We start from the raw sequence: 19,809 nt of genomic DNA, 5'->3' as shown, positions 1-19,809 counted from the left end.
CACCCTGACATGAAGCTGAGTGATTTTGATTTCGATTTGCCCGAGGGGCTGATCGCGACCCGCCCTGCATCACCGCGTAGTTCGGCGCGGCTTTTGGTGGCAGAAGGGGATCAGATCACCGATGCCGTTGTGCGTGACCTTGCGGATTGGCTTAGGCCCGGGGACCGGCTTGTGCTGAACGATACCAAGGTGATCCCCGCGCGGCTGAGCGGCGAGCGGTTGCGCCAGAGCGACGTGGGCGAGACCCGCTCGCGGATGGAAGTGACCCTGATTGAGCCGCGCGCTGATGGCACTTGGGCGGCGCTGTTGAAGCCGTTGCGCAAGATCCGCGAGGGCGAGGTGATCGTGTTCGGCGCGGGTCTGAAAGCGACGTGCGAGGCGAAGGCGGAGGGGCAGGCGGTTTTGTCCTTCAACCTTGAGGGTGATGCCTTTGACAAGGCGTTGGACGAAGCGGGCGCGATGCCGCTGCCGCCTTATATCGAGGCGCTGCGCAAGGCGGACGCACAGGACCGCGAGGATTACCAGACCGTTTGGGCCAAGCGGCCCGGCGCGGTGGCGGCCCCAACCGCGAGCCTGCATTTTGATGCGGACGTGCTTGGGGCGCTGAAGGCCAAGGGGGTCAGCTTTAGCCATGTGACGCTGCATGTCGGGGCGGGGACGTTTTTGCCAGTAAAGGTGGATGACGTGACGACCCACAAGATGCACGCGGAATGGGGCGAAGTCAGCGAAAAGGCCGCCGCCGACATCGCGGCGACGAAGGCTGCGGGGGGCGGATCATTCCGGTCGGCACCACTGCGCTCAGGCTGATCGAAACCGCCGGCGCGGGGGAGATTGCGCCATGGCAGGGCGAGACGGATATCTTCATCTACCCCGGCTTCACGTTCCGCGTGGCGGATGCGTTGATGACAAATTTCCACCTGCCGAAATCGACGTTGCTTATGCTGGTATCGGCCCTTATGGGGCAGGAACGGATCGCGCGGATTTATGCGCATGCGGTTGCAAGCGAGTATCGCTTTTTCTCTTATGGCGATGCATCGTTGCTTGTGCCGCAGGTCTGAAACCGTCACCAAATGTCGGTGTGAGGCGTGACGCCGACAGGCGCGACTCGTAGGCGTCGTGCAAAAGAAGGGACCGCGATATGTTCAGAGTTTTGGCATCCTCATGGGCTTTGCTGCTTGGAATGATGCTCTTGATGGTCGGGAACGGTCTTCAGGGCACGTTGCTGGGTGTGCGCGGCGGCATGGAGGGCTTCTCCAACTACGAGATGTCGGTGGTGATGTCGGCTTACTTTGTTGGCTTCCTTGGCGGGTCTTACCTTGCGCCGGGGATGATCCGGCGGGTGGGGCATGTGCGGGTGTTTGCGGCGCTGGCCTCGTTCATTTCGGCGGTGCTGATCCTTTATGCGACATGGGCGAACCCGTGGGTCTGGGCCTTGTTGCGGGTGATCATCGGCTTTGGCTTTTCTGGGGTCTATGTCACGGCGGAAAGCTGGCTGAACAACTCGGCCACGAATGACACGCGCGGCAAGGCGCTGTCGCTTTATATGATGGTTCAGATGATCGGGATCGTCGTGGCACAGGGCTTGCTTCTGGTGGCCGATCCGGGCGGGTTTATCCTGTTTGTCATTCCCTCGGTGCTGGTTTCGATCTCGTTCGCGCCGATTTTGTTGTCGATTTCACCAACGCCCGCCTTTGAAAGCTCCAAGCCCGTGAGCTTGTTGGCGCTCTACCGCATTTCTCCCCTTGGTTGTGTCGGCATGCTCTTGCTGGGCGCGATATTCTCGGCCCAGTTCGGGATGAGCGCGGTTTATGGCGGGCAGGCGAATTTGAGCCTTGGGCAGATTTCGATGTTCGTGTCGTCGTTTTATATCGGAGCGACCCTGTTTCAATATCCGCTTGGCTGGGTATCGGACCGGATGGACCGGCGGGTTTTGATCTTCCTTGTGGCGGCATTGGGCGCCACGGGGGCGCTGCTTGGCGCGATCTTTAGCGGCGGGTTCACCGCGCTTCTGATTTCGGCCTTTGTGATCGGAGGGACATCAAACCCGCTTTATTCATTGCTGATTGCCTATACCAACGACTTTGTCGAAGTCGACGACATGGCGTCGGTTTCGGGCGGGTTGGTGTTTATCAACGGCTTGGGCGCGATTGCCGGTCCGATGGCAACTGGGTGGAGCATGGAGGTGTTCGGGCCGCGGGGGTATTTCTATTTCCTCGGGGTGATGCTGGTTGCGATGGCGGCCTATGCGGCGTGGCGGATGACCCGGCGTGCGGCGCCTTCTGTTGAGGATACAAGCGGTTACGCCCCGGTCAGCATGTCGACCTCTCCGGTTGCAGTGGAATGGGCCGTGGAGGAAGGCTTGGAGGATGACACAATAACCACAGAGGCCTGACTTGTCGCAATTGGTCACAATTCTTTACTATCCAACGCGAAAGAATGCTGTGTAACATTTTTATAAATACTGGGGACGCAACGTGGTTAGGAGGCAACCCTATGGTCCGTCCGGAAGATGTGTTGGAATTTTGGCTCGACGAGGTTGGGCCGAAGGGGTGGTATGAAGTCTCGGACAGTTTGGACGAGACGATCCGCGAGAAGTTCCTGACGGCGTGGCAAAACGCCTGCGAAGGGGCTTATTCGCTCTGGCTGACCTATCCGAGCGGAGCGCTGGCCTATGTCATTCTGCTGGACCAGTTTCCGCGCAACATGTTCCGGGGCGAGGGCAAAGCATTTGCCAGTGACCCAGCCGCGCTGGCGGCAGCGAAGGTGGCAATCAGCAAAGGCTGGGATTTGAAGATCGACGAGCCGGGACGCCAGTTTTTCTATCTTCCAATGATGCATTCCGAGAACCTGTGTGATCAGGAACGCTGTGTCCGGCTGATGAAGGAGCGGATGCCGCAAAGCGGAGAGGGCAACCTGCTTCATGCCAAGGCGCACCGCGAAGTGATCCGCCAGTTCGGGCGATTCCCTTATCGTAATGACGCGCTGAGCCGTAAACCGACCGATACCGAGCGCGATTACGTCGACGCAGGCGGGTATGGCGCCACAGTGCGCGAGCTGCAGGCCGCGCAATAAGCGCGAATTAACGCAAGCATCCCAAGAGCTTGATGTGTTCCCTGCGGTGTGATGCCGTAGGGTCAATGCGCTGCGTTGCGGCGATTGCCAAACTAGTTTAATATCAAACTATATTCAGAACTGGAGATGGTTATGGCTGACAACTCATACGATATGGTCGTGATTGGCGCGGGGCCGGGCGGCTATGTGGCGGCGATCCGCGGTGCGCAGCTTGGCCTGAAGGTGGCTATTGTTGAGCGCGAACACATGGGCGGTATTTGCCTGAACTGGGGCTGTATCCCGACCAAGGCGCTGTTGCGCTCGTCCGAGGTGTTCCACCTGATGCACCGGGCCGAAGAATTTGGCCTGAGCGCCGGAAAGATCGAATTCGACCTTGATGCCGTCGTGAAGCGTTCGCGCGGGGTGGCGAAACAGCTAAACAGCGGGATCGGCCACTTGTTGAAAAAGAACAAGGTCACCACGATCATGGGCGAGGCGCGCCTTTCGGGGAAGAACACAGTCACAGTTAAAACCGATAAAGGTGAAGAAACCTTAACAGGTAAGAACGTTATCCTTGCCACCGGCGCGCGGGCGCGGGAATTGCCGGGGCTTGAGGCCGATGGCGAGCGGGTTTGGACCTATAAGCATGCGTTGCAGCCGCCGCATATGCCGAAGAAACTCTTGGTGATCGGCTCGGGTGCGATTGGGATCGAGTTTGCCAGCTTCTATAACACGCTGGGCGCGGAAACGACCGTGGTCGAGGTGATGGACCGGGTGCTGCCGGTGGAGGACGCCGAGATTTCCGCCTTTGCCAAGAAGCAATTCGTCAAGCAGGGCATGAAGATCATGGAAAAAGCCATGGTCAAACAGCTCGACCGCAGCAAGACCAAGGTAACGGCCCATATCGAAGTGGGTGGCAAGGTCGAGAAGCAAGATTTCGACACGGTGATTTCCGCTGTCGGGATTGTGGGCAATGTCGAGGGGCTTGGCCTTGAGGAACAGGGGATCAAGACCGACCGGACCCATGTGGTTGTTGATGGCTATTGCCGCACCGGGGTTGATGGCGTGTTTGCCATTGGCGATATCGCCGGCGCGCCGTGGCTGGCCCATAAGGCGAGCCACGAAGGGGTGATGGTGGCCGAGCTGATCGCCGGGAAAAAGGTGCATGCCGTGCGCCCCGAAGCGATTGCGGGCTGCACCTATTGCCATCCGCAGGTGGCGAGCGTGGGCTATTCCGAGGCCAAGGCCAAAGAGCTGGGCTATGACATCAAGGTCGGGCGGTTCCCCTTTATCGGCAACGGCAAGGCGATCGCGCTGGGCGAGGCGGAAGGCATGGTGAAAACCGTGTTCGATGCCAAGACGGGCGAGCTTTTGGGCGCGCATATGGTGGGTGCGGAGGTGACCGAAATGATCCAGGGCTATGTCGTGGGGCGCACGTTGGAGACCACTGAAGAAGAGCTTATGAATACGGTGTTCCCGCACCCGACGCTGAGCGAGATGATGCATGAAAGCGTGCTGGACGCTTATGACAGGGCGATCCACATCTGACTTGACCCCAAGGACACAGGTTTATTTGATCTGTCCACGCGCCGGCCCCGTAATAAACTGCGGGGCCGGTTTTCTGTGCGGTGAACATCAAGTTCCGCTTTTGTTCACAATTCGCTATTGGAAGATGCGAACGGCTCGACTATCTCTGAGGTGAAGAGTGGGGGCACTATGGCTGAGTTGAAAAATATCGAGGTGCGCGGCGCGCGCGAGCACAACCTGAAAAGCATCGACGTGGACATTCCGCGCGATCAGCTTGTTGTTATTACAGGGCTTTCCGGCTCGGGCAAATCCTCGCTCGCGTTCGATACGATCTATGCCGAAGGGCAGCGGCGCTATGTGGAATCGCTGAGCGCCTATGCGCGGCAGTTCCTTGATATGATGGAAAAGCCGGATGTGGACCACATTTCCGGCCTGTCCCCGGCGATTTCGATTGAGCAGAAGACGACGAGCAAGAACCCGCGCTCGACCGTGGGGACGGTGACGGAGATTTATGACTATCTGCGGCTGTTGTTTGCCCGCGCAGGCACGCCCTATTCGCCCGCAACCGGCAAGCCCATCGAGGCGCAGCAGGTGCAGGATATGGTCGACCGGATCATGCGGCTGGAGGAGGGCACGCGGGCCTATCTTCTTGCGCCGATCGTGCGTGACCGCAAAGGGGAATATCGCAAGGAATTCATCGAGTTGCGCAAGCAGGGGTTCCAGCGGGTCAAGGTTGACGGCGCGTTTCACGAGCTGGATGAGCCGCCAACGCTCGACAAGAAATTCCGCCATGACATCGACGTGGTGGTTGACCGGATCGTGGTGCGCGAGGGGCTTGAGACGCGGCTGGCGGACAGCCTGCGCACTGCGCTGGACCTTGCCGATGGGATCGCGATTTTGGAGACCGCGCCCGTCGAGGGGGAGGCCGAGCGGCTGACCTTTAGCGAGAATTTTGCCTGTCCTGTCAGTGGCTTCACCATTCCCGAGATCGAGCCGAGGTTGTTTTCGTTCAACGCGCCGTTTGGGGCGTGCCCGGAGTGTGACGGGTTGGGGGTTGAGCTGTTTTTCGACGAGCGGCTGGTGGTGCCGGATGCAACGCTCAAGGTTTATGACGGGGCGCTGGCGCCGTGGCGCAAGGGCAAAAGCCCTTATTTTCTTCAGACAATCGAGGCAATTGCCAAGCATTACGAGTTTGACAAGAACTCCTCGTGGAAGGACTTGCCCAAGCATGTGCAGCAGGTTTTCCTCTATGGGTCTGGCGATGAGGAAATCCCGTTTCGCTATGACGAGGGGGGCCGGGTTTATCAGGTGACGCGGGTGTTTGAGGGGGTGATCCCGAACATGGAGCGGCGCTATCGCGAGACCGATAGCAACTGGATCCGGGAAGAATTTGAGCGGTATCAGAACAACCGCCCGTGCGGGGCGTGTGGCGGTTATCGGCTGCGTGAAGAGGCGCTGGCGGTGAAGATCGGGCCGGTGGATGGCAAGCCGGAAGAGCGGCTGCATGTCGGGCAGCTGGTGCAAATGAGCATCCGCGAGGCGCTGGAGTGGGCGGCAGAGGTGCCGAACCAGTTGAGCAAGCAGAAGAACGAGATTGCAGCGGCGATTTTGAAGGAAATTCGCGAGCGCCTTGGGTTCCTGAATAACGTGGGATTAGAATACCTTACGCTGTCACGTTCGAGTGGAACCCTGAGCGGTGGCGAGAGCCAGCGTATCCGCTTGGCGAGCCAGATTGGCAGCGGGCTGACCGGTGTTCTTTATGTGCTGGATGAGCCGTCAATCGGCCTGCATCAGCGGGACAATGACCGCCTACTTTTGACGCTAAAAAACCTGCGCGATCAGGGCAACACCGTGATCGTGGTGGAACACGACGAGGAAGCGATCCGCGAGGCGGATTACGTGTTCGATATTGGACCCGGTGCCGGTGTGCATGGCGGGCAGGTTGTGTCGCAGGGGACGCCGCAAGAGGTTGAGGATGATCCGGCTTCTGTTACGGGGCAGTATCTGTCCGGGGTGCGAACAATTCCTTACGACACCGCGCGCAGGGAGGGGAACGGCAAGAGCCTGACCGTTGTGAAGGCCACGGGCAACAACCTCAAGAACGTCACGGCGGAGTTTCCGCTGGGCAAGTTTGTCTGTGTGACCGGGGTCAGCGGCGGCGGGAAATCGACCCTGACGATTGAGACCTTGTTCAAGACCGCGAGCATGCGGTTGAACGGCGCGCGCCAGACGCCGGCGCCGTGTGAAACGATCAAGGGGTTGGAGCATCTCGACAAGGTGATCGACATCGACCAGCGGCCCATCGGGCGCACGCCGCGCAGCAACCCCGCGACCTATACCGGGGCGTTCACGCCGATCCGCGATTGGTTTGCCGGGCTGCCCGAAGCCAAGGCGCGCGGATACAAGCCGGGGCGGTTCTCTTTCAACGTCAAAGGCGGGCGTTGCGAGGCCTGTCAGGGCGATGGGGTGATCAAGATCGAGATGCATTTCCTGCCGGATGTCTATGTCACTTGCGAGACCTGCAAGGGCGCGAGATACAACCGCGAAACTTTGGAAATTAAGTTTAAAGGCAAGAGCATAGCCGACGTTCTTGATATGACGGTTGAAGATGCGCAGACCTTCTTCAAGGCGGTGCCGAGCATTCGCGACAAGATGGATGCGCTGGCCCGTGTGGGGCTAGGCTATATCAAGGTGGGCCAACAGGCGACCACGCTTTCGGGTGGCGAAGCGCAGCGGGTGAAGCTGTCAAAAGAGCTTGCCAAACGCTCGACCGGGCGGACGCTTTATATCCTCGATGAGCCGACGACGGGGCTTCATTTTGAGGACGTGAGGAAGCTTTTGGAAGTGCTGCACGAGCTGGTGGATCAGGGCAATACGGTGGTGGTGATTGAACACAACCTCGACGTGGTAAAGACCGCCGATTGGATCATCGATATCGGCCCTGAGGGCGGCGATGGCGGTGGCAAGATCGTGGCCAAGGGGACGCCGGAGAAGGTGGCGAAGGTCAAGGCGAGCCACACCGGGCATTACCTGAAACCGATGCTGGAAGCGGGTAAGAGCACGCCGCGCACAGAGACACGCACAGAGCCGCGTGCGGTGGCGGAATAGATGATTAACCTAAATCTTTCCTAACGCGGCGTTCCGGCGGGTTAACGGGATTTCACCCCTCAGAAATGGGGGGTGACATCCGGCTGACATGCGTATGACTTCCGGCTGCCGGGGTGATTTGCAACTTTGCAGGTCGGAAAAGGTTAAGGGAGCGCACGCTTTCCAAAAGGTTAAGCTTTGCAACGTGGGGCGCAGTGGCGGGGATGGCGGGGGAGCTTGTCCAGATCCCAAGCGCTGTCGGGAGGGTTGGCGAGATCGCAAGCCGGTGAGGCGGCGATCCCGGCCCGTTGGTGACCCGTTCAGTTTTGCCATTGGCATGGGTCGTAAGCGACCGGAGTGTGACCCCCGGTCGCCGGGGCGTTAGCGGTTGTTCAACAGCACCGCGAGCAAGCCGAGGGTGGCGACGACTTTGAGCGTGTCGCCATCAACCTGCACAACGCGGTTGTTCACCACGCGGTAGTTTTTGCCATGCTTCGCATGCGGCATGCGACGCAATTCGGCGTGGGTGAGCGCGCGGCCGGGCAGGGCGCGTTTGGCGTGGACGTGGCGTTGATTCTTGACCACGGTGGTGCGCTTGGTCTTTTGGCGAACCACTTTGGTGTGGGTGCGGGTCTTGTGGGCTTTGCCGCCCGAACGGTCGGACTGCGATGTGGTGCAACGTGCGTTATCACGGCAGGTGTTGTCGTGCTTGCCTGCGGCCATTGCTGCCGGGCTGAGTGCCAAGACGGCGATTGTAGCGAGGGGAAGGGCGCGGTTCATGATTTCTCTCCTGTTTCGGGTTGGACAGGGATGAAACGCATGGGGGCGCGTGATCTGTCGCAAAAACAGATCACGCTTTCGTTACCGTGCCGAAAGGCGGGGCCGCGTCAGCCGCGCCCGCGCTTTTCAAACCGGGGCAGCATGGCGGAAAAATCGCTGCCCAAACCGCCTTCGTTTTCGACAAATTGCTCATAAAGCGCGGCGGCGGCGCGGCCCATGGGGGTGTCGGCGTCGGCGGCTTCGGCGGCTTGTTGGCTCAGGCGCAGGTCCTTGAGCATCAGTTCCGAGGCAAAGCCGGGTTTATAGTCGTTATCGGCAGGCGATTGCGGCCCGACGCCGGGGGCGGGGCAATAGGCGTTCATGGTCCAGCTATAGCCGCTTGAGGTGGAAACCACGTCGAACATTTTCTGCCGGTCAAGGCCGAGCTTGTCGGCCAGAGCGAAGGCCTCGCAGGTGGCGATCATGGTGACGCCGAGGATCATGTTGTTACAGATCTTGGCCGCCTGACCGGCGCCTGCTTCGCCACAATGGACGGCCTTTTGGCCCATGATGTCAAACAGCGGGTCGGCCTTGGCGAAGGCATCTGCGCTGCCGCCAGCCATGAAGGTGAGCGTGCCTGCCGAGGCGCCGCCGACCCCGCCCGAGACGGGCGCATCAACGGCAAGCAGGCCTGCGGCGGTGGCTTGGTCGGCGACGGCGCGCGCGCTTTCCACATCAACGGTGGAGCAATCGACGAGGGCCGCGCCGGCGGTCATGGCGGGGATGATTTCATCCGCGACCGAGCGCAGGATCGCGCCATTGGGCAGCATGGTGATGACAACGTCCTGACCGGTGGCGGCCTCGGCCCCCGAAGCGGCCATGGTGACGCCTTTGATTGACACGTCCGCCATGTCAAAGCCGGTGACCTCGTGGCCGGCGGCTGCGAGGTTGGCCGCCATCGGGCCGCCCATGTTGCCGAGGCCGATAAAACCGATTTTCATCTCTCTCTCCCTTTCGAAATTTTAGCGTTGGAAATTCAGTGCAGTGTCGCCGGTGAGCGGGGCCAGCATGGTTTGCAGGGCCGTCTGTGGCAAGCTGTCGTGGTCGTGTTTCCAGCGCGGGCTGCGGTCTTTGTCGATGATCGCGGCGCGCACCCCTTCGAGAAAGTCGCCATGCTCCATCGCGCGCGAGGTGAAGCGGTATTCAAGGTCGAGCGCGGTGCGGATGTCGGTTTTACCTTTGAGGCGGGCGAGCATTTCGATGGTATAAGCGGCGGCGAGGGGCGAGGCGCGCAGCACCGCTTTGAGCGTTTTCGCCGCAAAGTCGGAGGGATCGGCGCGCAGGCTGCCCAGCAGGGCAGGCAGGGAGGGCGCGGCGAAATGCCTGTCGATTTCGGCGCGGTTCTTGCTCAGATCGCCCTGCGGTGGTGTCTCGCTCTGGGGGGCGAGGCAGGTGGGGTCGCCGGTTTGCACAAGGGCGATGATGAGGGCGGGCCAGCGGTCCTGCGGGATGTAGAGATCGGCGAAGCCCGCGAGGATCGCATCGCCCGCATTCATGCGCGCACCGGTGATCCCGGCGTAAGCGCCGAGCGCGCCGGGGGCATTGGCAAGGATGAGCGAGCCGCCGACATCAGGCACGAGGCCGATGCCGCATTCGGGCATAGCGATTTGCGAGGTTTCGCCGGTGATGCGGTGGCTGCCGTGGCAGCCCACGCCCATGCCGCCGCCCATGGTAAACCCCTGAAGGAAGGAGACGATGGGTTTGGGATAATCGTGGATCACGGCGTTCATGCGGTATTCATCGCGCCAGAATTTTTGGCCAAAGGCAAAGTCGCCCGCCATGCCGGTTTTATAGAGATCGGCAATGTCGCCACCGGCGGAGAAGGCTTTGTCGCCTTCCGCATCAAGGATGATGAGTTTGACCGCATCGTCCTCGCGCCAATCGGCGAGCGCGGCTTCGATGGTGCTGCACATGTCGTAGGTGACGGCGTTCAGCGCCTTGGGGCGTTGCAGGGTGATGCGGCCGGCGTGGCCTTCGGTGCGGATCGAGATGTCTGTCATTTTCAGTGCCTTAGAATGATGTCCCGCCCGGCAGCGTCCGACCGCGCCGATGGGCGGACGCTTTCAGCGCCCAGCCGCGGTCGGGCGCTGCCCTTGGTTTCGTCTTACGTCTTACGCCTTACGCCGCATCGGCCAGCATCTGACGAGAGATGATGAGGCGCATGATCTCGTTGGTGCCTTCGAGGATCTGGTGCACGCGCAGGTCGCGCACGGTTTTCTCGATGCCATAATCGGCGAGGTAGCCATAGCCGCCGTGCAATTGCAAACAGCCATTGGCCACGTCAAACGCCGCGTCGGTCACCATCAGCTTGGCCATGGCGCAGAATTTGGTGGCGTCATGGGCCTTGTTATCAAGCTTCCATGCGGCTTGGCGCAGGAAGGTGCGGGCGGCCTGCAGGCGGGTTTCAAACTCGGCCAGACGGAATTGCAGGGCCTGAAACTGGTTGATGGATTTGCCGAAGGCCTTGCGCTCGCCCATATAGGCCAACGTGAGATCAAGCGCGTTTTGCGCGCCGCCAAGGGCGGAGGCGGCGATGTTGAGCCGCCCGCCGTCAAGCCCGGCCATGGCATAGGTGAAGCCTTTGCCCTCTTCGCCGATCAGATTGTCAGCGGGCACGGTGCAATCGTCGAATTGCACCTGCGAGGTGGGCTGTGCGAGCCAGCCCATCTTGCGCTCCAAAGCGCCAAAGGACAGGCCCGCTGTGCCTTCTTCGACGACCACGGTGGAGATGCCTTTCGGGCCATCATCGCCAGTGCGCACCATGGTGACATAGGCGTCCGAATAGGAACCGCCGGAAATGAAGGCTTTGGTGCCGTTGAGCTTGTAGCCGTCATTCGTGCGCTCGGCGCGGGTGCGCAGGGCGGCGGCGTCAGAGCCGGAACCGGGTTCGGTCAGGCAATAGGAGAAGACCTTGGACATTGTGCAGAGGTCGGGGAGCCATTTGGCCTTGGTCTCGGCAGAGCCGAATTTGTCGATCATGCCGCCGCACATGTTGTGGATCGACAGGAACGAGCCGACGGCGGGGCAGGACATGGCGAGCGCCTCGAACACCAATGTGGCGTCAAGGCGGGAGAGGCCGGAGCCGCCGTATTCTTCGGAGACGTAAAGCCCGCCAAAGCCCAGTTCGGCCAGTTTTGGCCAAAGGTCTTTGGGGATGGTGCCCGCGATTTCCCAATCTTGGGCGAAAGGGGCGATATGCTCTTCGCCAAAGCCTTTGGCCATGTCGAAAATCAGGGTCTGCTCCTCGGATAGTGCAAAATCCATGTCGTGGCTCCTCCTCCGTGACGTGAATGGGTATGAATTGAACGAGTGTTTAATTCCGGATTGTTACAAGAGTTTTACCGGGGTGAGAAGGCGAATTCTTTTGAAGAATTCGGTCAAAAATCTTTTGAAGATTTTTGGGCGGAGCGCGGGTGTTTTCCGTGACGGAAAACAGGTCGAAATCTTTGGAAGATTTCGAGAGCGCCTAGAGATCGGCATGGAATTCGTCCACGAGGTGACGCACCACTGACGCGAGGGCCTCTTCACGCGAGCGGCCGGATTGAACGGCATCGTTGAAGGTGGTGCGCTGTTGATCCGAGGATGTGCCGGCGTCGAGCACGTTTCGGGCGTGTTCGAGTTCGGCGCGGCAGCCAAGCGCCTCGGCGTCCTCGCTGACAAGCTCGATGATGTCGTCGATGGCTTCGGCGATGGGGATGATCTTGCCGGCGCCAAAGTCGATCAGCCCATCGCGGATACCGTAGCGCTGTGCCCGCCAGCGGTTTTCCGCGATGAGGAAATTGTCATAGAGCCGCCACCGCTGGTTCTTTTGGCGCAGACGCCAGAGCATCCGGGTGAGCGACTGGATCATCGCCGCGAGCGTCAGCGTGGTTTCCAACCGGGGTGACACATCGCAGATCCGCGCCTCGATCGTTGGAAAGCGCGAAGAGGGGCGCAGATCCCACCAGATTTTCGAGCTGTCTTCGACAACGCCGAGATCCACCAGCGCATTGACGGAGCGGTTGAATTCGTCCCAGCTGTCGAATTTGGGCGGCAATCCCGTGCGCGGGAGATTGTCGAAAACCGAAAGGCGATAACAGCTTAGCCCCGTGTCTTCGCCCTGCCAGAACGGCGAGGAGCAGCTGAGCGCGAGGAGGTGGGGCAGGAAATAGGACAGCTGATTGGTGATGTCGATGCGCAACTCCGGGTCGGGCAGGCCGACGTGGACATGCATGCCGCAAATCAGCAGCCGGCGCACCACCCCGGCGAGATCGTCGCGCAGTTCGTTATAGCGGTCTTTCTTGGTGTGGTGTTGATCGCGCCAGTCGGAAAACGGATGGCAGGACGCCGCAATGGGCGCGAGGTTGTAGTCGGCTGCGAGCCGGGCAACGGTTGAGCGCAGGTGTTTGAGGTCATCGCGGGCTTCGGCGACATTCTTGCAGACTTTCGAGCCGATCTCGACCTGACATTCAAGGAATTCGGGAGAGAATTGTCCTTCGAGCACCGCGCCGCAGCGGTCTATCAACGCGGCCGGGGCCGGGGCGAGGGCGAAGCTGTCGCGATCGACGAGAAGGTATTCTTCTTCGATGCCGATGGTGAAATCGGGGTCTGCTTGGGCCATAGATGCGCCTTTCGCCGGGTGCTGGAAGTTCAGCAGGTCAGCAGGCGAAGATCAAGTCTGGAGTCTGAATGTGGGGGGTGCGCTTGGGATCGGGGGAGGCCGATTTTGCATCTGCACGCGACTTTTGCCGCGTGCAGATTGTGTGAGGGGCCCTGAAGGATCAGGGCTTTGGCGCTTAGTCCATCGCTTTGAAGTGGAACTCGCCGCCTTCTTTGAGGCCCGAGGGCCAACGCGAGGTGATGGTCTTTGTGCGCGTGTAGAATTTGAACGCGTCCGGGCCGTGTTGGTTCAAATCGCCAAAGACCGATTTCTTCCAGCCGCCGAAGGTGTGATAGGCCAGCGGCACGGGGATCGGCACGTTGATGCCGACCATGCCGATGTTGATCCGGCTGGCGAAATCGCGGGCGGTGTCGCCGTCACGGGTGAAGATCGCGGTGCCGTTGCCGTATTCGTGGTCCATCGCCAGCTTGAGCGCTTCTTCGTAGGTTTCGGCGCGCACGGTGGACAGGACAGGGCCGAAGATTTCGGTCTTGTAGATGTCCATGTCCTTGGTGACGTTGTCGAAGAGGTGCGGGCCGACAAAGAAGCCGTCCTCGTAGCCCTGAAGCGAGAAGCCGCGGCCATCGACCACCAGCTTGGCGCCCTGATCGACGCCCGATTGCACGAGGCGTTCGATATTGGCCTTGGCGGCGGCGGTTACGACGGGGCCGTAATCGACATCATTGCCACCGGTGTAGGGGCCGACTTTGAGCTTTTCGATCCGCGGGACCAGCTTTTCGATCAAACGATCAGCGGTTTCATCGCCAACAGGAACGGCAACCGAGATCGCCATGCAGCGTTCGCCAGCCGCGCCGTAGCCCGCACCGATGAGCGCATCGGCGGCTTGGTCCATGTCGGCGTCGGGCATGATGATCATGTGGTTCTTGGCGCCGCCGAAGCATTGCACGCGTTTGCCTTGGGCACAGCCGGTGCCGTAGATATATTCGGCAATCGGGGTCGAGCCGACAAAGCCGACCGACTGGATAATCGGGTTGTGCAGGATCGCATCAACCGCTTCCTTGTCGCCGTTGACGACCTGAAGCAGACCTTTGGGCAGGCCGGCTTCTTCGGCCAGTTCGGCGAGCATGAGCGGCACCGAGGGGTCACGCTCGGACGGTTTCAGGATGAAGGCGTTGCCGCAGGCCAGCGCCGGGGCGAACATCCACATCGGGATCATGGCGGGGAAGTTGAAGGGCGTGATACCGGCGGTAACACCGAGGGCCTGACGCATGGAATACATGTCGATGCCGGGGCCGGCGCTGTCGGTGAATTCACCTTTGAGCATTTGCGGCGCGCCGATGCAGTATTCAACCACTTCGAGGCCACGCTGAACGTCGCCAGCGGCATCGGGGAGGGTTTTGCCGTGTTCACGCGACAGCGCTTCGGCGAGCTTGTCCATGTCGCGGTTGAGCAGGTTGACGAATTTCATCAACACGCGCGCACGGCGCTGCGGGTTGGTGGCGGCCCATGCGGGTTGGGCGGCTTCGGCATAGGCCACGGCCTGTTCCATCTCGGCGGTCGAGGCGAGTGGGCATTTGGCCTGCACTTCGCCAGTGGCGGGGTTCATGACGTCGGCAAACCGGCCTGACGTGCCTTTGACGTGCTCGCCGTTGATGTAGTGGGTCAACTCTTGCATGGGGTGGTCTCCTCGTGGATTAGGGTTCGCGCAGACGATAGGCTTGCAGAATTGTCGGGAAAAGAGGAAAGTTCTCAAAGTTGATCTTGCAAATTTGCAAGACTTAACGGGATTTGAGCGCGATCGGAGCCGGGATGGAACCACAGTGGGATGATTTGAAATGCTTTCTGGCTGTGGCGCGGGCCGAGAGCCTGTCGGGGGCGGGCGCGGCGTTGCGGCTGGATCCGGCAACGGTGGGGCGACGGATTGCGCGGTTGGAGCGCGACTTGGGCGCGCTGTTGTTCACCCGCTCGCCGCAGGGCTATGTGCTTACGGCTGAGGGGCAGGAGCTGCATGCGCATGTGGCGCAGGCCGAGGTGGCCATGACCGAGGGGGCCGAGGCGCTAAAGGGCGCGCGGGTGGGCGCACGCTTGTCGGGGCAAATCCGGCTGGGCGCGCCGGACGGGGCGGCGAATTACCTGTTGCCGCAGGTCTGTGCCGCAATCGTCGAGGCGAACCCGGATCTGGATGTGCAGATCGTGGCGCTGCCGCGGGTGTTCAACCTGTCACGGCGCGAGGCGGATATGGCTGTAGGCGTCAGCCCGCCCACCGCCGGGCGGCTGGTGGTGTCCAAGCTGACCGATTATCGGCTGCACCTTGCTGCGTCGAAGCAATATTTGCGCGCCCATGGGCCGGTGAACAGTCTGGCGGACCTCGAGGGGCACCGGATGATCGGCTATATCCCGGACATGATTTTCGATGCCGAGCTGGATTATCTGGGCGAATTGGGGGTGCGGCGCGTGGCGCTGGCGTCAAATTCGGTGTCGGTGCAGTTCAATTGGGTCCGGCAGGGCGGCGGCTTGGGGGTGGTGCATGATTTCGCGCTGCCCAGCGACAGCGGCGTGCAGAAGGTTCTGGAGGCGGAGGTGAGCCTGAGCCGGGCGTTTTATTTGATCCGGCATGCGGATGATGCGCGGGTCGAGCGGCTGAGCCGGTTTGCCGCGTTGTTGAGTGAAGGGGTGCGGCGTGAAGTGGCGCGTCTGGAACGGCTGACTTGACAGAATGCAACTTCCGGTGGACGTTGGTGTAAAGGCGCGTGAAGCCAAGCAAAAGCCAGCAAAGCCGGAGGGATAGCCGATGCTCGTTCACCAGATTCTAAAGTCCAAGGGGAATCACGGCGTGATTACCGTGACTCCGGGAACAAGTGTCGCGGATGCGGCGCAGATTCTGGCGGAGCGGCGGATTGGTGGCTTGATCGTCTCGGATGATGGCAAGGCCGTGTCGGGGATTATTTCGGAGCGCGACATCGTGCGCTCGCTCGCGCTGCGCGGGGCGGTGTGTTTGCAAGAAACAGTGGATCAGATGATGACCCGCAACCCGGTGTGCTGTGGCAAGGGTGACAGCGCCGATCAGGTGCTGGAAAAGATGACCAACGGGCGGTTCCGCCACATGCCGGTTGTCGAAGCAGGAGAGCTGATCGGGATTGTGACCATCGGCGATGTGGTGAAAGCGCGGATGGACGAGCTTGCCATGGAGAAGAATGCCTTGGAAGGTATGATCATGGGGCATTGAGCCCCAATTTACCACTTACGCAGAAATACGAACTTGCAATTCGTTGCGTGATACTGCAATGCGGCGTAACAATATTACGCGACCGCAGCTAGACGGGGGGAGTGCATGCGCGTTGGTCTTTATCCGGGAACGTTTGATCCGATCACCTTGGGCCATACGGATATTATCCGGCGCTCGGCAACTTTGGTGGACCGGCTGGTCATCGGGGTTGCGATCAACCGCGACAAGGGGCCTCTTTTCGATCTGGAAGAGCGGGTTGCGATGATCGAGGAAGAGGTTATCGGCCTGTCCAAAGAGACCGGCACCGAGATCGTGGCGCATCCGTTCGAGAACCTGTTGATTGATTGTGCCAAGGATGTTGGCGCCCAGATCATCATTCGCGGCCTGCGGGCTGTGGCGGATTTTGAATATGAATTCCAGATGGTTGGCATGAACCGGGCGTTGGATCACACCATCGAGACGGTGTTTTTGATGGCCGATGCGCGCAGGCAGGCGATTGCCAGCAAGCTGGTGAAAGAGATCGCGCGGCTGGGCGGCGATGTCAGCAAGTTTGTCCCCCCCGCCGTGAACGAGAAGTTGCTGAGCAAGCTGGGACGCTAAGCCGGGGCGCTAGGGCCGTTGGATGAGGGGTCTGCGCCGGTCTTGGGGCAGGCGTGTCGCCCGAAGGTGAGCCGGGGCGCAGGGGGTTTGTCCGCTTTGGCGGGTTAGCGCCAGAAGGCGACCCATTCGATCAGATCCGCGAATTTGCGCAGGAAATACACAGTTCCGCCCCAGTCATTGACGAAATAATCCAGCCCGAGCAGGAAAATGATCAACAGGCCAAGTCCGATGGCGATCTGGTTGTTCATCTGGTTCGGCTCCTGTTTTCGGGGCGGCGTCCCCGGAGGCGGGTATGACACGAGCGGTTGCGCGGGTTCAAGCCCGCTTGGCCCGCAGGGTCGCGCAGGAACGGCAGGAGCGCATGAGCCATGAGGCGAAAACAGAAGCGGAGGACGCAATGACGCCAACAGAGTTGATGGAAACCTATCTGCACGAGGTGGGCGGCGCGGGGCGGCTGGACCTGATCGAAACACTGGCGCAGGACGATATGATCGACGAGGCGAACCGCGCCTTTGGCGGGCCGGAGGGGCGGGCCGGCTTGCTGGCCCATGTGAAGGGGTTTCGCCGCGCCATTGGCGATGTGCGCTATGAGATCGGAACGATTGCGGCGGGAACATGCGCCGCCGGGCAGCATGCCGGGGCAGAGGAGGTGATGGCGGCGTGGCGGTTTTCGGGGCGTCATGAGGGCGACTGGCTGGGCCGCAAGGCGAGCGGCGGGCCGGTGTCGGGCGACGTGATCAGCATCTTCACGCTGCGCGGTGGTTTGATCGCGCATTACCGGCTGTGGCTTTGTGCGGCGTTCGGTGAGGGGGCGGCGCGGGACACCGTGGTGTTCGATTCGGGCGAAGCGTTGCGGGCGGTGGGAAAGCTCTAGGCTTAGCCCGGTTGCGGGCCGGTTGCAGGCCAGTTGCGGGGGGCGCCCCAAGAAAAACGGCCCTCGGTGGGAACCAAGGGCCGTTTTCTTATGTCTGTTGCGCATCCCGTGTCGCGGGTGGCGTGTGGGCTTCCTGTGTGGGCTTAAAGGCGGCCCATGGCGACGGCGACATCGGCCATGCGGCACGAAAAGCCCCATTCGTTGTCATACCACGCCAGCACGCGCACCAGCCGGTTGCCGATCACTTTGGTTTGCGCGGGTGCAAAGATCGAGCTTTCGGGCGAGTGGTTGAAATCGACCGAGACGAGCGGTGCTTCTTCATAGCCCAAGACGCCTTTCATCGCGCCGGTCGCGGCGGATTGCATGGCGGCGTTGACCTCATCGACCGTCACGTCACGCGCGGCGGTGAAGGTGAGATCGACGGCGGAGACATTGGGCGTGGGCACGCGGATCGCCGAGCCGTCGAGCTTGCCTGCGAGGGCGGGCAGCACCTCGCCCAGGGCCTTGGCCGCACCGGTGGAGGTGGGGATCATCGACATGGCCGCAGCGCGGGCGCGGTAGAGATCCTTGTGGCGGCGATCGAGCGTCGGCTGATCACCGGTATAGGCGTGGATCGTGGTCATGATGCCTGAGTCGATGCCGAAGGTGTCATTGAGCACTTTTGCCACCGGCGCGAGGCAGTTGGTGGTGCAGGAGCCGTTCGAGATCATCACGTCCGACGCGGTAAGCGAGTCATGGTTCACGCCGTAGACGATGGTTTTATCGACGTTTTTACCGGGGGCGGAGAGCAGCACCTTTTTCGCGCCGTTCTTGATATGCACGTCGGCTTTGGTGCCGTCATTGAATTTGCCGGTGCATTCTAGGACCACGTCACAGCCGGACCAGTCGAGTTCGTTCAGATCATAGGTCGAGAACATCTCGATCGGGCCGCGTCCGAGATCCATGGTGCCATCGCCGAGGGTGACTTCGCCCGGATAGCGGCCATGCACGCTATCGTATTTGATAAGGTGGGCGGCGGTTTCCAGCGGGCCGGTGGCGTTGAGTTTGACCACTTCGATGTCATCGCGGCTGCTGGCGATATGCGAAAGAGTGCAGCGGCCGATGCGGCCAAATCCGTTGATGCCGACTTTGATGGTCATGGAAGGCTCCTCTGGGGTGATTGAAATACGGGTAGGTGAATGTTGTGCTTGCCTTAGAGGGTTTGAGGCCACGCGGGAAGGGGCGCGGGGGCGGTTTTTGAGGGTGATAGCGGTAACTTTGCGGGGGGTTGCGCTAACATCGACAGGGGTTGGATGTTTGAAGGGACTTGGCGCGGGGGCAGGCTCCGCGCGCTGGGCTATGAGGGGGCAGCCCCCACATGCGGGCTCGAGTGGGGGTCAGCCCCCATACCTTCGGGATACTTCCGGCCAGATGAAAGGGGCGGCGTGTAAGGCGAGGTTGAGGTGATCAGCGCCTTGGGCGGGGAGGGGGCCGCATCGCGGCAAGGCCAAGGCGTGCGTTGTCGGGCTTGCCGGGGAGGCGCGCGTTGGAAGGAGATTTTTTGGGGGCGGCCGTTTATCGATTCGGGTGGAGGTCTATATTTTAAATGCGGAGACTTCGGGAATCGGAACATTACACATATGTAGAAATTCTTTTGCTACGGACGTGTGTTTGAGAGCGGCCTATTCAATAAATGAATTTATATTCAATGGGATAGTTTCAAGTTTTCGGAGTTATGCAGCTTTATAGAGGGGAGCGTTGAGGGCGTGCGGGTGTTTTTCGTGATTCTCAAATTGGGCAGCTATAATTTACCTGGCAGAGCGACTTTACAATTAATGATTGTATTAAGTAATTGTTAATAACTCTTAACGGGTGCAGTTTTGAGCTATTGTTGGTGAATCTGCACGTAATAACAGTCTGTTAACGGTATTGTTTTGAAAGATGGCAAAAATGGGGCAAGTTCGCGTCTTAATTTTGACTAGGTCTGGTTAACTGTGTATTAATACTCTGGGGGGAAACAAAATTGCTTTTCCCTTGATCAGTTAG

General features: G+C 60.4%; 16 protein-coding genes and 1 pseudogene. 9 read left to right on the top strand and 8 right to left on the bottom strand.

Going from position 1 to position 19,809, the window contains the following annotated elements:
- Positions 1–9 precede the first annotated feature (9 nt).
- The 5 genes and pseudogenes from queA to uvrA all read left to right on the top strand — a co-directional run bounded on the left by queA (position 10) and on the right by uvrA (position 7,686).
- A pseudogene (gene queA, locus N4R57_12295) lies at positions 10–1,058 on the top strand (tRNA preQ1(34) S-adenosylmethionine ribosyltransferase-isomerase QueA).
- Positions 1,059–1,138: 80 nt separating this feature from the next.
- Positions 1,139–2,392: an MFS transporter gene (locus N4R57_12290; protein UYV35842.1), complete on the top strand. Its 1,254-nt coding sequence runs from the start codon at positions 1,139–1,141 to the stop codon at positions 2,390–2,392.
- A 101-nt stretch (positions 2,393–2,493) separates the two neighbouring features.
- Positions 2,494–3,072 carry a DUF924 domain-containing protein gene (locus N4R57_12285; protein UYV35841.1) on the top strand — a complete coding sequence of 193 codons (579 nt, stop codon included), beginning with the start codon at positions 2,494–2,496 and terminating at the stop codon, positions 3,070–3,072.
- A gap of 132 nt (positions 3,073–3,204) precedes the next feature.
- Positions 3,205–4,599 carry a dihydrolipoyl dehydrogenase gene (gene lpdA, locus N4R57_12280; protein ID UYV35840.1) on the top strand — a complete coding sequence of 465 codons (1,395 nt, stop codon included), beginning with the start codon at positions 3,205–3,207 and terminating at the stop codon, positions 4,597–4,599.
- A 168-nt stretch (positions 4,600–4,767) separates the two neighbouring features.
- Positions 4,768–7,686, top strand: coding sequence for an excinuclease ABC subunit UvrA (uvrA, locus tag N4R57_12275; GenBank protein UYV35839.1), 2,919 nt, complete (start codon positions 4,768–4,770; stop codon positions 7,684–7,686).
- A 360-nt stretch (positions 7,687–8,046) separates the two neighbouring features.
- Here uvrA and N4R57_12270 read toward each other — a convergent pair whose 3' ends face one another.
- From N4R57_12270 to N4R57_12245, 6 genes are all read right to left on the bottom strand, one after another.
- On the bottom strand, positions 8,047–8,445 hold the full coding sequence (locus tag N4R57_12270) for a hypothetical protein (GenBank protein UYV35838.1): 399 nt from the start codon (positions 8,443–8,445) through the stop codon (positions 8,047–8,049).
- Between the two features lie 107 nt (positions 8,446–8,552).
- On the bottom strand, positions 8,553–9,425 hold the full coding sequence (mmsB, locus tag N4R57_12265) for a 3-hydroxyisobutyrate dehydrogenase (GenBank protein ID UYV35837.1): 873 nt from the start codon (positions 9,423–9,425) through the stop codon (positions 8,553–8,555).
- Between the two features lie 21 nt (positions 9,426–9,446).
- Positions 9,447–10,484, bottom strand: a complete 1,038-nt coding sequence (locus N4R57_12260; protein UYV35836.1) for an enoyl-CoA hydratase/isomerase family protein — start codon at positions 10,482–10,484, stop codon at positions 9,447–9,449.
- 118 nt (positions 10,485–10,602) lie between these two features.
- The gene (locus N4R57_12255) at positions 10,603–11,748 is read right to left on the bottom strand and encodes an acyl-CoA dehydrogenase family protein (GenBank protein UYV35835.1); all 1,146 of its coding nucleotides are present in this window, start codon (positions 11,746–11,748) and stop codon (positions 10,603–10,605) included.
- Positions 11,749–11,950: 202 nt separating this feature from the next.
- Positions 11,951–13,084: a carboxylate-amine ligase gene (locus tag N4R57_12250; protein ID UYV35834.1), complete on the bottom strand. Its 1,134-nt coding sequence runs from the start codon at positions 13,082–13,084 to the stop codon at positions 11,951–11,953.
- A 175-nt stretch (positions 13,085–13,259) separates the two neighbouring features.
- Positions 13,260–14,759: a CoA-acylating methylmalonate-semialdehyde dehydrogenase gene (locus tag N4R57_12245; GenBank protein UYV35833.1), complete on the bottom strand. Its 1,500-nt coding sequence runs from the start codon at positions 14,757–14,759 to the stop codon at positions 13,260–13,262.
- Between the two features lie 134 nt (positions 14,760–14,893).
- On the opposite strand from N4R57_12245, the gene N4R57_12240 reads away from it, so the two are divergent.
- The 3 genes from N4R57_12240 (at position 14,894) to coaD (ending at position 16,910) form a co-directional block, all read left to right on the top strand.
- The gene (locus N4R57_12240; protein UYV35832.1) at positions 14,894–15,796 is read left to right on the top strand and encodes a LysR family transcriptional regulator; all 903 of its coding nucleotides are present in this window, start codon (positions 14,894–14,896) and stop codon (positions 15,794–15,796) included.
- 79 nt (positions 15,797–15,875) lie between these two features.
- Entirely contained in the window at positions 15,876–16,310 is a 435-nt protein-coding gene (locus tag N4R57_12235) for a CBS domain-containing protein (protein UYV35831.1), read from the top strand.
- A 105-nt stretch (positions 16,311–16,415) separates the two neighbouring features.
- Entirely contained in the window at positions 16,416–16,910 is a 495-nt protein-coding gene (gene coaD / locus N4R57_12230) for a pantetheine-phosphate adenylyltransferase (GenBank protein ID UYV35830.1), read from the top strand.
- A gap of 104 nt (positions 16,911–17,014) precedes the next feature.
- Here the strand turns inward: coaD and N4R57_12225 are convergent, their stop codons facing one another.
- The gene (locus tag N4R57_12225) at positions 17,015–17,158 is read right to left on the bottom strand and encodes a hypothetical protein (GenBank protein ID UYV35829.1); all 144 of its coding nucleotides are present in this window, start codon (positions 17,156–17,158) and stop codon (positions 17,015–17,017) included.
- Between the two features lie 44 nt (positions 17,159–17,202).
- Here N4R57_12225 and N4R57_12220 point away from each other — a divergent pair, with 44 nt between their 5' ends.
- Positions 17,203–17,784, top strand: coding sequence for an ester cyclase (locus N4R57_12220; GenBank protein UYV35828.1), 582 nt, complete (start codon positions 17,203–17,205; stop codon positions 17,782–17,784).
- A 143-nt stretch (positions 17,785–17,927) separates the two neighbouring features.
- On the opposite strand, the gene gap is transcribed toward N4R57_12220, so the two are convergent.
- On the bottom strand, positions 17,928–18,923 hold the full coding sequence (gene gap / locus N4R57_12215; GenBank protein ID UYV35827.1) for a type I glyceraldehyde-3-phosphate dehydrogenase: 996 nt from the start codon (positions 18,921–18,923) through the stop codon (positions 17,928–17,930).
- Positions 18,924–19,809: the final 886 nt, after the last annotated feature.

Source organism: Rhodobacteraceae bacterium D3-12 (assembly GCA_025916135.1).
GTDB lineage: Bacteria > Pseudomonadota > Alphaproteobacteria > Rhodobacterales > Rhodobacteraceae > JAKGBX01.
Note: the sequence above shows the minus strand (reverse complement) of the source record. Positions and strands in the feature narration are given on the sequence as shown.

Bases quoted from the DNA above. Each gene is read 5' to 3' on its own strand.
- uvrA (UYV35839.1), top strand. From the start codon at position 4,768: ATGGCTGAGTTGAAAAATATCGAGGTGCGCGGCGCGCGCGAGCACAAC.
- coaD (UYV35830.1), top strand. From the start codon at position 16,416: ATGCGCGTTGGTCTTTATCCGGGAACGTTTGATCCGATCACCTTGGGC.
- N4R57_12220 (UYV35828.1), top strand. From the start codon at position 17,203: ATGACACGAGCGGTTGCGCGGGTTCAAGCCCGCTTGGCCCGCAGGGTC.
- N4R57_12245 (UYV35833.1), bottom strand. From the start codon at position 14,759: ATGCAAGAGTTGACCCACTACATCAACGGCGAGCACGTCAAAGGCACG.
- mmsB (UYV35837.1), bottom strand. From the start codon at position 9,425: ATGAAAATCGGTTTTATCGGCCTCGGCAACATGGGCGGCCCGATGGCG.
- N4R57_12240 (UYV35832.1), top strand. From the start codon at position 14,894: ATGGAACCACAGTGGGATGATTTGAAATGCTTTCTGGCTGTGGCGCGG.
- N4R57_12285 (UYV35841.1), top strand. From the start codon at position 2,494: ATGGTCCGTCCGGAAGATGTGTTGGAATTTTGGCTCGACGAGGTTGGG.
- N4R57_12290 (UYV35842.1), top strand. From the start codon at position 1,139: ATGTTCAGAGTTTTGGCATCCTCATGGGCTTTGCTGCTTGGAATGATG.
- N4R57_12255 (UYV35835.1), bottom strand. From the start codon at position 11,748: ATGGATTTTGCACTATCCGAGGAGCAGACCCTGATTTTCGACATGGCC.
- N4R57_12235 (UYV35831.1), top strand. From the start codon at position 15,876: ATGCTCGTTCACCAGATTCTAAAGTCCAAGGGGAATCACGGCGTGATT.
- N4R57_12225 (UYV35829.1), bottom strand. From the start codon at position 17,158: ATGAACAACCAGATCGCCATCGGACTTGGCCTGTTGATCATTTTCCTG.
- N4R57_12270 (UYV35838.1), bottom strand. From the start codon at position 8,445: ATGAACCGCGCCCTTCCCCTCGCTACAATCGCCGTCTTGGCACTCAGC.
- N4R57_12250 (UYV35834.1), bottom strand. From the start codon at position 13,084: ATGGCCCAAGCAGACCCCGATTTCACCATCGGCATCGAAGAAGAATAC.
- lpdA (UYV35840.1), top strand. From the start codon at position 3,205: ATGGCTGACAACTCATACGATATGGTCGTGATTGGCGCGGGGCCGGGC.
- N4R57_12260 (UYV35836.1), bottom strand. From the start codon at position 10,484: ATGACAGACATCTCGATCCGCACCGAAGGCCACGCCGGCCGCATCACC.
- gap (UYV35827.1), bottom strand. From the start codon at position 18,923: ATGACCATCAAAGTCGGCATCAACGGATTTGGCCGCATCGGCCGCTGC.